Annotated in this window: 15 protein-coding genes and 1 riboswitch; of the genes, 5 read left to right on the top strand and 10 right to left on the bottom strand. The window is 41.3% G+C overall.

Translation table 11 applies throughout. The features are described from left to right. Positions 1-27 precede the first annotated feature (27 nt). From RV00_RS10425 to RV00_RS10415, 3 genes are read left to right on the top strand one after another with little or no spacing between them, the layout of a single operon-like run. Positions 28-444: a NusG domain II-containing protein gene (locus tag RV00_RS10425; RefSeq protein WP_071862543.1), complete on the top strand. Its 417-nt coding sequence runs from the start codon at positions 28-30 to the stop codon at positions 442-444. Positions 445-455: 11 nt separating this feature from the next. Next, positions 456-1,022: a Gx transporter family protein gene (locus RV00_RS10420; RefSeq protein WP_071862542.1), complete on the top strand. Its 567-nt coding sequence runs from the start codon at positions 456-458 to the stop codon at positions 1,020-1,022. Continuing rightward, positions 1,019-2,005 carry a polyprenyl synthetase family protein gene (locus RV00_RS10415; RefSeq protein WP_071862541.1) on the top strand — a complete coding sequence of 329 codons (987 nt, stop codon included), beginning with the start codon at positions 1,019-1,021 and terminating at the stop codon, positions 2,003-2,005. Before RV00_RS10420 ends, RV00_RS10415 begins: the two co-directional genes overlap by 4 nt. A 43-nt stretch (positions 2,006-2,048) precedes the next feature. On the opposite strand, the gene RV00_RS10410 is transcribed toward RV00_RS10415, so the two are convergent. From RV00_RS10410 to RV00_RS10375, 8 genes are all read right to left on the bottom strand, one after another. Continuing rightward, complete coding sequence (locus RV00_RS10410) at positions 2,049-2,582, bottom strand: GNAT family N-acetyltransferase (protein ID WP_169818951.1); 534 nt, start codon at positions 2,580-2,582, stop codon at positions 2,049-2,051. Between the two features lie 68 nt (positions 2,583-2,650). Beyond that, positions 2,651-3,004, bottom strand: coding sequence for a DUF1634 domain-containing protein (locus RV00_RS10405; RefSeq protein ID WP_071862539.1), 354 nt, complete (start codon positions 3,002-3,004; stop codon positions 2,651-2,653). Beyond that, positions 3,004-3,852, bottom strand: a complete 849-nt coding sequence (locus RV00_RS10400) for a sulfite exporter TauE/SafE family protein (protein ID WP_071862538.1) — start codon at positions 3,850-3,852, stop codon at positions 3,004-3,006. The genes RV00_RS10405 and RV00_RS10400 overlap by 1 nt, the downstream gene beginning before the upstream one ends. Before the next feature lie 126 nt (positions 3,853-3,978). After that, positions 3,979-5,544 (bottom strand): phosphatase PAP2/LCP family protein, encoded by a 1,566-nt coding sequence (locus RV00_RS10395; protein WP_071862537.1) that lies wholly within the window; start codon positions 5,542-5,544, stop codon positions 3,979-3,981. Between the two features lie 16 nt (positions 5,545-5,560). Next, positions 5,561-6,709, bottom strand: coding sequence for an FtsW/RodA/SpoVE family cell cycle protein (locus RV00_RS10390; protein WP_071862536.1), 1,149 nt, complete (start codon positions 6,707-6,709; stop codon positions 5,561-5,563). Further along, the gene (locus RV00_RS10385; protein ID WP_084133285.1) at positions 6,681-7,829 is read right to left on the bottom strand and encodes an FtsW/RodA/SpoVE family cell cycle protein; all 1,149 of its coding nucleotides are present in this window, start codon (positions 7,827-7,829) and stop codon (positions 6,681-6,683) included. The genes RV00_RS10390 and RV00_RS10385 overlap by 29 nt, the downstream gene beginning before the upstream one ends. Before the next feature lie 110 nt (positions 7,830-7,939). Further along, positions 7,940-8,107, bottom strand: a riboswitch (M-box (ykoK) riboswitch). Positions 8,108-8,302: 195 nt separating this feature from the next. After that, positions 8,303-8,995: an alpha/beta hydrolase gene (locus tag RV00_RS10380; RefSeq protein ID WP_071862534.1), complete on the bottom strand. Its 693-nt coding sequence runs from the start codon at positions 8,993-8,995 to the stop codon at positions 8,303-8,305. Then, positions 8,996-9,631, bottom strand: coding sequence for a pentapeptide repeat-containing protein (locus tag RV00_RS10375; protein ID WP_071862533.1), 636 nt, complete (start codon positions 9,629-9,631; stop codon positions 8,996-8,998). Positions 9,632-9,785: 154 nt separating this feature from the next. Here RV00_RS10375 and lepB point away from each other — a divergent pair, with 154 nt between their 5' ends. Then, positions 9,786-10,355, top strand: a complete 570-nt coding sequence (gene lepB / locus RV00_RS10370) for a signal peptidase I (protein ID WP_071862532.1) — start codon at positions 9,786-9,788, stop codon at positions 10,353-10,355. 40 nt (positions 10,356-10,395) lie between these two features. Here lepB and RV00_RS10365 read toward each other — a convergent pair whose 3' ends face one another. Both RV00_RS10365 and RV00_RS10360 read right to left on the bottom strand, forming a co-directional pair. Continuing rightward, complete coding sequence (locus RV00_RS10365; RefSeq protein ID WP_249024090.1) at positions 10,396-10,833, bottom strand: hypothetical protein; 438 nt, start codon at positions 10,831-10,833, stop codon at positions 10,396-10,398. Next, positions 10,811-12,106 carry a Y-family DNA polymerase gene (locus RV00_RS10360; protein ID WP_071862530.1) on the bottom strand — a complete coding sequence of 432 codons (1,296 nt, stop codon included), beginning with the start codon at positions 12,104-12,106 and terminating at the stop codon, positions 10,811-10,813. The genes RV00_RS10365 and RV00_RS10360 overlap by 23 nt, the downstream gene beginning before the upstream one ends. A gap of 263 nt (positions 12,107-12,369) precedes the next feature. On the opposite strand from RV00_RS10360, the gene RV00_RS10355 reads away from it, so the two are divergent. Beyond that, positions 12,370-12,840 carry a ClbS/DfsB family four-helix bundle protein gene (locus tag RV00_RS10355; RefSeq protein ID WP_249024089.1) on the top strand — a complete coding sequence of 157 codons (471 nt, stop codon included), beginning with the start codon at positions 12,370-12,372 and terminating at the stop codon, positions 12,838-12,840. Positions 12,841-12,911: the final 71 nt, after the last annotated feature.

Genomic DNA, 12,911 nt, shown 5'->3' with positions numbered 1-12,911 from the left:
GTATGAAAAAACAAAGGGGTGTAACTCTTGAAGCTGAAGTATTTTGTAAAAAATAGTTTGTTGCGACCTTGGGATGGGATCATTGTTTTGCTATTGATCTTGCTTTCTTTTGCCCCCATCGTCGTCTTCAGTATCAATCGTGTGAATGAGGCCCCCACTCAACAAGCGGTTCTTTCCGTTGATGGAAAAGAAATTAAAAGCTTCGATCTCAACGACGAAAAGCAATCCTATACTTATCGCTACACCGATCCAGACGGTGATTATAATTTGATCGAAATCAAAGGCACTAAGATTCGGATCAAAGAAGCGAATTGCGGGGATCAAATTTGTGTCCGCCGAGGTTGGATTGATCAATCTGGGGAAACGATCGTCTGCCTGCCGCACAAATTATTAATCGAAGTAAAAGCCTCAGATGGAGGTGAAACCGGCAGTGTCATTTATTAGCTGTCTGTATCATGCATAAGACTCAAAAATTGATCTACATAGCGCTTTTAGTTGCCCAAGGAGTCATTTTAGGTTTAGTTGAAAATATGATTCCTTCGCCTTTTGCCTTTGCTCCTGGTGCAAAGCTTGGCTTGGCTAATCTAATCACGATTATCGCGATTTTTACCATGCCTAAGAGAGACAGTTTTCGGTTAGTTTGGATGCGCTTGATCTTGACGACTTTACTAGGCGGAACGATCTCGACCTTTTTATATAGTATGAGTGGTTCTATGCTAAGCTATTTCGGCATGCTGCTGGTCAAAAGTCTCGGTCCTAAACGCGTCAGCATCATCGGTATCAGTGCTGCCGGCGGCTTTCTTCACAACGTCGGACAATTACTAGTTGCAAGTTGGATTGCCCAATCCTGGACGGTCATGCTCTATCTTCCCGTCATGTCTTTATTTGGGATTCTCGCGGGGATCACGATTGGAATCGCAGGCAATTACTTACTCGTTCATGTGCAAGCTTTAAAAAAATTCCAGTTGAACTATGAGCTGGAAAAAAAGAATAAAAAAAGATCCGGAGGCTATCAAAAATGATCCTTCATCCAATGTGGCAAGACTATCCTGAGCTTGCAAAACAACTGACAACGACGCTTTATTTAATGGAAGATGTCGTTAAGTTAAAAAATAAAAAAGTCGAACACGCGGTGCTGGAAATGATCCACGCTGGCGGCAAATTATTACGCCCGGCTTATCAGTTACTCTTTGCCGAATTTGGTCCCGAACAGGATCAAAAAAAAGCTACCTCGCTAGCGGCAGCCATCGAAATGCTCCACACCGCCACTTTGATTCACGATGATATTGTCGATGATTCCACCTTGCGCCGGGGATTGCCGACGATTCGCTCGACTTTCGGAAATGACACGGCAGTCTATGCGGGGGATTACTTATTTATTTGCTGTTTCAAATTATTATCCGATTATGCTACCTCGTTAAGGAGCCTACAATTAAACTCCCGCAGTATGGAAAAAATTTTAGACGGTGAATTAGGCCAAATGGATGATCGTTATCGAACCGATCAAACCATTGAAGATTATTTAGAAAATATTTCCGGCAAGACAGCTGAATTATTTTCTTTAAGCTGTTTTGCCGGTGCTTTCGAAAGTGGCAGTAGTGAACGCTTTGCAAAAAAAGCCGGTGAGATTGGCCACAATATCGGTATTGCCTTCCAAATCATGGATGATCTGTTGGACTATCAAGCAGATGCCGCTACGTTAGGCAAACCGGTGTTAGAAGACGTGCGTCAAGGAGTCTACTCTCTGCCTTTGATCTATGCCCTAAAAAAAGACCCAGCACGCTTGCTACCTTATTTAGAAAAGAAAGACCAAATGTCTGATGCCGATACGGCGGCGGTGCAACAGCTCGTGATTGAATTAGGTGGCGCTGCCTTTACTCAAGACTTGGCGGCCGACTATACAAAAAAAGCTCTAAAAGACATTCGAAAATTACCCACCAACGAACGTGGTACGAAAGAAAAATTAGAGCGATTAACTAGCCAGATTTTAACGAGAAGAAGTTAACAAAAAGCCAGTCAGCGATGAACAATCGCTGACTGGCTTTTGTTTATAATTCAGAAAAAGGAATAAACGCTGGTAACGCGCCTTCCGTCTTTCGTAAAAATTTCTGCAGCCAAATGACATCATGCCAGGCTTCAAACTTGTACCCAATTTTGGGAAAGAGAGCTGCCGATTGATAGCCTAGCCTCTCATGAAATTGCAAGCTGCCTTGATTTCCGCCGGTAATGCAGGCGGTCAAGATCGCTACATTTTGTTTTCTCAATGCCGCTTCCAACGCTTGGTAAAGACGTTTACCCGCTCCCTTACCCTGCTTTTGGCGATCCACATAAACACTGACCTCCACCGCCCAATCATAAGCGGCGCGTTCTTTATAGGCATGAGCATAGGCGTAGCCGATAATTTCTCCCTGATCCTCAGCGATTAAATACGGATACGTTACGATCGTTTCAGCGATCCGATTGGCAAAGGTCGCTTCACTAGGAACTTCGTAATCAAATGTAATGGTCGTCTCAGTCACATATGGTGCATAAATTTTGCGTAACGCGGCTGCATCTGCCGGCGTTGCTGTGCGAATAGTGATCATCGTAGTCCCCCTTTAGTTTTATCTATTTTAACACTGGAACTAACGGAAAAAAACGTCTATTCAAATTATTTTTCTACCAAGCCCAAGCTCATGCCAATCACTAAAATCACTAAAACAATCACAGTGATCCAAACGTATAGATAATCTTTTTCTTTGGCAAACGCAAAAATCGAAACCACCACTCGTAGAACGGGTGTCAGAATTAAACAAAATAAGCCTAACATAATAAAGGCTTCCCCATTTAATTGGAGCAAACCGTGAATGATCATCGGTAAATTGTTGGGAACCGCCTGTGCACTTGGCTGGATGAACAATAAAAGCATGCCGATAACAATGATTACCGCCGAAACAATGACACCGATCCGTAAAATATAGCCGATCGAGCGTTCAATCGCCAAAATCTCTTCTTTGTCCTCCATTAGTTAATCACCCCGAATCCTCGCAATACCATTTGAATGCCCATGATCAATAGAATCGGAATAAAGATCATGCGAATCACAACTGGCTTCAATCGCTGCATGATGCGCGAGCCGATCGTCGCTCCACCTAATACACCTAAAGCGAGTGGAGCCGCGATCTGCGGCAGGATTGCACCACTGAAAAAGTAGACCATCGCAGAGGCTGCGGCGGTCACACCCATCATTAAATTACTCGTAGCGCTGGATGGTTTTAACGGCATTTTCATGATGGTATCCATCGCCGTCACCTTGAAGACACCACTGCCGATTCCTAAGAGTCCCGAGGCAATCCCGGCACCAAACATCATAGCAAAACCTCCCGGAACCTTTTCAACTTGATAATCAATTTGTTGGTCCAGCACCTTATCATAATACGAACCATTCAGCTTTAACTTTTCCGCCAATGAATTGCTGGCAGAGGACTGGATCTGTTCGGCTGATTTTCCCCGCAACTTTTGAATCATATTCACCACGGAAAACAATAAAAAACCACCGAATAAAATAAATAGAAACCCGGTTGGTACAATTCCGGAAAGCAGCGCTCCGACGATCGCACCGATAGTAGTAGCAATTTCCAAAAACATGGCCACCCGCAAATTTAGCATATCATCCTTTAAATAAGCAATCGTTGCTCCTGAACTGGTGGCGATCACACAGACGATACTAGCAGCAATCGCATATTTGATATCCAAACCCATAACTAACGTCAAAAATGGCGTTAAAATAATTCCGCCGCCGATCCCTAAGATCGAGCCTAAAATTCCGGCTAGAACACCGGTCACAAGTAATAATCCTATTTGACTAAGCATAATTTCCCGCCTTTCTTGTAGCTATTATAGCGCAATTTTTACTTAAAGCAGGAAATTTAACCGTGAGAGATCTTTGCTTTTCGAAATGTTTGTATGCTCCAACCGACTGACTACTACTTGGCTTACTTATAGATTTAATTGTTTAAAGAGAATTTTTTTCACGCGTTCCACTTCTGCTTGTGGAATCTCCTGATAGGAAATCCCGGCTTCACCAGTGAACCCATCGCCAGTAAATCCCTCTCCTTGGACTTGCTGACTATTGATTTTCCTTAGACTCGTGTGATAACCTGTCAAAATTTTCTGCATTTGATTAAAGGTTAGGTCCGTCTTGCCATTTTCTCCGATCCCAGCTAAAATTTTTTGATAATTAAACAAACTTTTGGTTGAGAGCAGCTGATTGATTAATAATTCCATCACCTCTCGTTGTCGGCCTTGTCGTCCGTAATCACCCGTGGGGTCTTCGTAGCGCATCCGGGAATACTGTAATGCTTCCCAACCGTCCAAGTGCTGTTTGCCTTTTGGATAATCAATTCCCTCAGCTGAAAAAGCAAAAGCGTTATCTACCGTGACGCCACCGACTGCGTCCACCAATGTTTGTAAGCCATCCATATTTACCGCCATATAGTGATGGATCGGAATAGCTAAAAATTTTTCCACCGTATCGATCATCATTTCTGGTCCACCGATCGAATGGGCATGATTGATTTTATCTTGATAATCTGCACCAACGATCTCCACGAACGCATCACGAGGAATACTTACTAGCGTTGTTTCCTTCGTTTGGTTATTTAAGGTTGCCACCATAATCGTATTGGCGCGAAAATCCGTTTTTCTTTTGGCATCATTTGCGATTCCTAAAATTAAAATACTGATTGGCTCAGAAGCTTCCGGTGTTTTTACCTCCCCGGTTCGTTCAATCGGCGCATACATCGAATCCGCCGCATGTTGCGAACTATGATAAAACTTCAGGGCAAAGACGCTTAACCCAGTGATTAGGACCACTACACAAGCCAACATACTTAATAAAATCGTTTGCCATTTTACAAATTTGACGTCTTCCGCTTTTTTCAACCTTGAGTTTGCTGAATGCAAATAAGAGTAAAACAAGCTTCCACTGCCGAATGTAAGGCCTAGTCCTAAGCATAAGCCCGTGATGACATCACTGATAAAATGAACACCTAGATAAATTCGACCGCCTGCAATCACAAATACTAACAACCCCACCCCAACTTTGACAAGGGCTGGCATTTTTTTATTCATAAAAAAATAAATTAAGCAGATAGAGCCAATCAGTGTCATTACTAGCAGTGAATGCCCGCTGGGAAAACTATAAGATGAACGCGCGATGTATTGCACTTGCTCGGGGCGCGTTCGTTGAAAGACTTGCTTTAATAAATAGCCGACTCCACTGACAAAAATCAGATTGCCTAAACACCAAATGGCTAAAGCTCGCTGCTGTTTTCGCCACAAAAAGAACGCGAGAAAACTGAAAATAATCAGCATTGGGCCAATCGTTGCTACTTTTGCCACCACTCCTGTAAACACCGTCAAAAACGAGATATTCACTAGACGATTTTCCATAAAGAAATCATCCAAATGATTGAGCCATTGAGCGTTTATTGCTACTCCGATCATAAAAATTAGCGCTACAGAAAGCGCGCAAACACTTAGTAAAGTAAATTTTTTTCGCATAGATATCCCCTTTTCTTCAAACTGCATTCTTTTTTTTAAAGCCCAACATCATACCGAATCCGATCCCTAACACGATCAAGGAAGTCCCACCCTGGCTCAAGATCGGTAATGGAATCCCCGTCAATGGCAAAATGCCAATAGCGGCTCCAATATTTTCAAAAATTTGAAACAGCAAGCCAAAGACGAAGGCTACCGCTAGATACAGATTTGCTTTATTATTCGTTTTTATTGCACTGGAAAGGATTTGATAAAACAAATAAAAATAAAGAAAAATCACAAATGCACTGCCGATGAAACCAAAGCTCTCAGCGATTACGGTAAAGACCATGTCGGATTCGCGAACCGGGACATATACCGAAGCTTGCTCTGTCGCTCGCCCAAATAAACCACCACTGCCAATCGCGTAAAGGCTCTGGACTTGCTGATAGGCGATCGAATCTTTGTATTGGAAAGGATCAGCCCACGCTCGAACACGATCCAATTGATACGTCTTAAAATGCAGACCGTAAAGCAATCGATTTCCCCATTCGCTGAATACTAATACTAGTAAAGTGCTACCGAGTGCCGCACCGATACCAGTGATCGTTGCCAAGATTTTCCAATGCACACCGGAAATAATAAATAGCGCTCCTAAAATAGCGATAAATACTAAACTTGTCCCAAAATCCCGTTGCATAAACATCAATAGAAAGGTTGGCAAACTAAACAACAGAATTTTTTTCAAATAATGAAAATCGCTCTTTATCGTCCGCTGCTGTTCGCCTCTTTCCTCAGTCAGTGTGAGCCGAACCATCAAAAGAGTAAAACTTAATTTCATCAACTCGGATGGTTGAAAAGAAAAACGGCCGAGCCTCAACCAGCGCTTCGTATTCGTCAGGTGATACATTGCCGGATCATAAAACCAATATAACAGTGTCATCACACCGAGCGACAAGACATAAAAAAGCGGAGCATACCGTAATAAGCTAGCGGTTTTAATTTTACTGACGACTACCATTACCAACAGCGACAGTAAACAAAAAATGATCTGTTTCACCACAACTCCTTTGACATTCACGTCGTCAAGTTCAGCCGCCAAAAATTGAACAGCGATGCTGATTAAATAAAACAAAAAAATCGGTAAAAAAAGTGAATAATTAAATTCGTTGCTCAAACGTCTCGTCATTGGATCGAACCTCCGAAGCAAATTTTAAACAAATCCCAAGCGCTACTGAAAGGATTAAATAGCTGGTACCACCATAGCTGATGAACGGTAAAGGAACTCCGGTCATGGGAATCAGTCCCAAAATACTGGCAACATTGATACTTGTTTGGAGTAGTATTAATGTTCCTACCCCAAAATAGATCAAACTTACCTGCTGACACCGTTCCTTTGCCGCTAGCACGAATAAACGTAGCGCGATCAAAAAAATCAATGCCAATACAATCAATGCGACAATTACCCCTAATTCCTCCACCATGATTGAATAAATGAAGTCCGTCTCGGCAACGGGTAAATACCCTTTTTTTGTAATGCTGTTTCCTAACCCCCGACCGAGAAATCCGCCATTATAAAGAGCGTAATAAGAATTACTCATTTGAAATCCTTGCCCGTAAGAATCTAAGAAGGGATCTCTGACCAGACGAATGCGTTCATACGTGTGCGCAAATAATTGTGGCAGCAACTCGTGACTACCCAAAAAAAGAATCATTCCAGCAACTAGTACGATACCGACAATCAATCCTAAAAAAAGTAAAAGCGAAAGCTGGTATGGAATTTCTGCAGTAGTAATGAGCACGAAGGCAATCCCCCAAATAATAATTGCTCCCGTCACTTTCGGCTGCAGTAAAATTAATAGACCACTAAGTAAAACCAGCACACCAGGTCTCCACAATTGGTGTCTGGCCCGTTTTTTTCGGAAAAAGTAGGCTAAATACAAGATCAATGCGACGTTTGTTACCTCTGATGGCTGAAATTGAATACCAAATATGGAAACCCATCTTTGTGCGCCATTGATTGTGACCCCGTTTATTTTGACTAACAATAAACTGACTAAGCCGATTGCCAACAAACCTTTTGCCACTATACTTTTTAGTAAGACGTTGCTTTTTACATGATAAATAATTCCAATTAATAACCAACTTAACAGGATAAAAATCGCTTGCTTGCTAAACAACGATAGCGGATTTTTTCCTTCCGTTGTCAATCGATAAGAACTCGCGCTGAAGACCATTAAAAGACCGATTAGGCTTACCCCCAAATAAGGTAGTAACAACAGCCAATCGATCTTTCTTTTTTTTATCATATTCATCTCTCCCTCTCATCAAGTAATTGTTGCGGCGAGAGAGTTCAAAGCAAGAAAACAAAAAGACACCAAACGTTAGCGAAAAAACTAACAAGTTTGGTGGCTCACACAATCAATCTCATCGTCTGAGTTTTAGCACTAAACAACGTAAAGAATTACTCTTAGCTATTTTATGAAAAGCCTTAATCCGACAATTCCTGTTTTACACATTGGCGTCTTTCGACGTTTCTGCGCAATAGCCTATGTTTGTTTAGGAGCCTCACCTAACAAGTTTACTTATATTTACTTTCACAATCATCCTACTTTTTTTGTCATAAAATAGCAAAAATTTATATATAAAATCCGATTATCTTTAAATTTACTTATGAAATCTTTTACCAAAAATTTACTAGACAATCCTTTTTTCAACCATAAAGCTAGTTAAACCAGCCACGCACTAAAAAAAACTCTCAGCCGATTAAGCTGAAAGTTTTTTATAGATTGGATGTTAACCACTGCTGATAGAAAGACAGCTGTGTAGGCGTGTGAAAGAAATGCTCACCAGTTGCAAAGATCGTCAAATCGATCATTGACGGACGAGCAAATTTTTCAATGGTCTTTCGGCTCGTCAACTGATCCTTACCGCCATATAAAATTTTTGTTGAAACAGTCCATTGAATTGGATGCTCGACAACATAGCAATAATACTCCCACGCCAAGGTATTAAAAGGTGTTTTTATTCGTTTTTCACGTCGTAAATCGGCCGGCGTCAGTCGTGACCAATCCAATATATTTTCGATTAATTCCCGCATATCCACGATGGGCGATAAAAAAAGACTTTGCTGGATATTCTTGGCTTGTCCTGCCAGCATCGCAAAATAAGCTCCGATGCTACAGCCGAATAAAGTGATCTGCTGCGCTTGCTGGTGTTCAAAAAGGATTTTTTCGACATCCGCTACTACATTTGGCGGATTCAAAGCGTAGGGTTGGCCTTTTCGCTCACCATGTTCCGGCAGATCAAAGCTCCACACTTGATAGCCTTTGGGGACAGCGGCTTCAGCCAACAATTGAATGACCGTGTCTTCTTTATGAGATTGATCGCCATGAAAAGCTAAAACTATTTTGTCACTCGTCTCACCCCACCGAAGAATTGGGATTCCTTCAATCATGTCTTTTGCTTTTTCCATTTAGCCCTCCACGATCTCCAAGCCTAACCCTGCCGCAATCACCAGCGCTTGATAGGAATCGACTTTTAAGCCCTTCAACTGTTCCATTGAACAAGCGATTTTACTGAAAGAATTGCTGGTAAAGTCCAGACCAGCTAATTTGGTTCGCTGCCAATTACTATTTTCCAAATTATTTTTTTCTAAAAATAAATGTTTCCACGTCACTTCAAAAAACTCGCCATCAGACAGTTGACAGTTCTCAAACCAGACATTCTTCAAATTCGTTGCACTAAAGGAACCAAAATTGATTAATGAATCTTTAAAATGACAATCTCTAAGATAGCTCTCGGCAAAATTGCAACCCGTTAATTTACAATTTTCAAATACCACTTGATGAAAGCTGCCACCAATCCATTCTAAATTGGAAAAATCACAATTCTTAAAGACGACGTTTCCCGCTTCAAAACGAATTAGTTTCGTCCGTTGCATCGTAACCTTTTCTAGAATTGAATGGCGGATGACTAGATTTTCGCAAGTCAAATAGCTGAAATCCATTTCAAGTCCATGAACGGCTTCAAAGCTTGCTTCATCCTCTAAATAAAAATCCGACGCAAATCGTTGCGGCAAGATAGGTGCTGCTGGATAATTCTTTTTCATTTCATTGCTCCTCTGATATTTGATTGTCTCTAGTGTCCCATAATTGAAAAAAATTCTCCAGCCCCCTATAATATAACTAATTTTTATTAAAGGAGAAGCTAAAAAGAGCTTTTTATTTAGAAGCATGATAAACTGTAACATTGTGAGGTGAACTATGAACAGCAAATTAAAAGAATGGCTTCCAGTCATTATTATTGTTCTCTTGATTTTTTTGGCGCGGGCGTTTGTTTTCTCGCCAGTTAAAGTCGAAGGACACTCAATGGACCCGACATTGCATGACGGGCAGCGCTTGATCTCATCGAAAGTATCCAGTATCGATAGACAAGACATCATTACTACCAAAGAACCTGATAATACCAATCTTTACGTCGTCAAGCGTGTGATTGGGTTACCCGGTGACAAGATTGAAATGCAAGATAATGTTTTAACGATTAATGGAAAAGAATACAAAGAATCCTATCTAACGGATTATCAAAAGAAATTTAAAGAAGATAAACTATTCGATACCTATTCTTATAATTCAGCTTTCCAAGAGCAAGCAGCCAATGCGGACAGCTTTACGAATAATTTTTCCGTGACGGTTCCTAAAAATAGTTATTTTGTTTTAGGGGATAATCGCTTGATCTCTAAAGACAGCCGCATCTTCGGCTTTGTCGATAAGTCCTTAGTTCAAGGAAAAGTCGTGTTGCGATTTTGGCCGTTAAATAAGATTCAGCTCTTCTAATTTTTAAAGCCTTGGCAGGCCTGCCAAGGCTTTATTTATTTTAATCTTTTGGTGTGAGAATTTTTTTAGGACCTAATAGTTCCACATGATGGATTTGTTCTAGCTCAAAGCGCAGGACTCCACGCTCTTCTTCATTTAAAAAAATCTGCTGCTCTTTCTGCCCGCTGATCTTTCCTACCAGATCAGGGAAAAATTGACCTTCACTGTCTAACGCTTCTAGCTGGATCGCGACACGTTTATTTTGCAGATAGGCTACTTGCAAAAGCTCACCAATGGCTTCCATACTCATTTGACCTTTATCAAAATAAAGCTGTTTTCGCTGCTTTGATTCCTTATTTAACACCGCTGTATGATCGGACAAATAAAAACCAATCCACTTCATCATTCCGCGATCTTGATACACACGTTTTGCCTCCATAAAAAGTTGTTTCGCGCTTTCATCGTCATAAGACATCTCAATCCATTCCTTCCATCCCACCTGCGTGTCCACCAACAAGACCAGCTCGTTTAATCGCTGTTGCCCCTTCACTCAAGGAATGGGCCCGGACAATCGAAGTAAACTTGTAGCGATTCCGAATTTGGGCGATCACGTCATCGATTTGATCTTCTTTGATCGTCTGCCGCGGATCTTCAAACAGATTCAACTGTAAACTGCCGGCTGACTTCAGTGACGAAACGGTGATGGAAATATTACGGACCTCTGATTGATCCCAATATTTTTCAAATAGTAAACTTGCGGTACGGGTCAATGCTCGTCCTTGATTGGTGGGCGGTATCTTTAACTGATGATGAAAACCGCCCTTTCCCCCGCCGCGAAAAGCATAGCCGATCCCTAAGTGCAATGTACCGCCTAAAACACCCGCTTTTCTTAGTCGTTGCGCCACTTGTTCGCAGATCTCCGCAACCACTGTTAAGATTTCCCCTTTACGCGCGTAATTTTTCGGCAAGACTTGGGAATTGCCGATAGATTTTTCCTTGCTTGGATATAACTCTTTCTCCGCTAGAATCGAGCGATCAATGCCCCAAGCATGCATGTAATGCTGCATCCCCATCACACCAAAATGATTTTTCAACACAAAAGGATCATTATGGGCCAAATCCCCCATCGTTTGCATTCCCATCAATTGATAACGCCGCTCCATTCGACGACCGATCCCACAAAAATCACTAAGCTTGATTGGCCAAATTTTTTCCGGTACGTCCTGATAATGCCATTGGGCAAAACGATTTTTTTCATGCTTGGCTTCAATATCCATCGCGATTTTGGCCTGCAAGGGATTGTCCCCCATTCCCAAAGAAGTATAAATCCCCAGGTTCTCAATGACCTCTTTTTGGATCATCTGCCCGACTTCAGCTGAGCTATTGCCGAATAATTTCCAACTATGAGTTAGATCACCAAATTGTTCATCGATGCTATATGTATGAATATCTTCCTCCGCCATGTATTGCCGGAAAATCTCTTGGATGCGCATATGATACTGAATGTAAAGTGTCATTCGTGGCGGTACGATCTTCAAATCCGGATGATTGGGAATTTCAAATCCGCGGCTGACATTGCTGATCCCTAAAACTTTTTTTGCCATCGGACTGGCAGCTAACACTAAGCCCGCATTTTCACGATCACCGCTCATGACTACCAACAATGTTTTTAATGGATGCCAGCCATGCTCCACGCATTCAACGCTAGCGTAAAAACTTTTTGAGTCCATACAAAAAACATCTCTGACTGGCTCTCCTTCGTAAATATTCATCAAAATCACCTCTCTAAAAAACAAACATATGTTCGTTTTTAGTTTAAGTTGCTTTCTATTTTTTGTCAATGATTTACGTATAAAGATTGCATGAGAAACGAGCCTCCGAGATTTCTTTACTAAACCAATGAGGTTCGCTAAAATAAAAGATAGAAAGACTGTCCGTCCCTTGTTTTTAACACAATCGATTAGGAGGATTTCTCATGGCTCGACCTAAAAACAAAAATGAACTCATGGATGCAAGCAACTAATCCTATACCAAAATGATGGATCTATTAAACACGATTCCAGCAGAAAAATTAAATCAGACCTTTACATTCGATGTTGAAAAAGAAAAGCAAGCCCACTGGAAGCGAGATAAAAATTTAAGAGACGTATTGATCCATCTATACGAATGGCATCAATTACTGTTAGATTGGATCGAAGCAAATCAAGCAGGTACGCCTAAACAGTTTTTAAAAGAAGGCTATAATTGGAAAACTTACGGCGCGATGAATGTAGAATTCTGGGAAAAACATCAAGCTACCAGCTATGACGAAGCCTTGAAACTTCTTCAAACGACCCATGAAAAAGTAATCGACTTAGCCCAACAATTTTCAAATGATGAATTGTTTTCTAAAGGTGCCTTTTCGTGGGTCGGCGGAAGTACACTAGGCAGCTACTTTGTGTCAGCCACTTCCAGCCACTATGAATGGGCCATAAAAAAGATCAAGAAGTTTAATAAGAGCTTATAAATACGCAAAAAAAATTAGTTTTCTCCCTTCAAAACGTTAGTGGGAAAACTAATTTTTTTATTCGCAGCCGA

The organism is Enterococcus devriesei (assembly GCF_001885905.1).
Taxonomy (GTDB): Bacteria; Bacillota; Bacilli; order Lactobacillales; family Enterococcaceae; genus Enterococcus_A; species Enterococcus_A devriesei.
The sequence above is the reverse complement of the archived record's forward strand: the minus strand, read 5'-3'. Positions and strand labels throughout refer to the sequence as shown.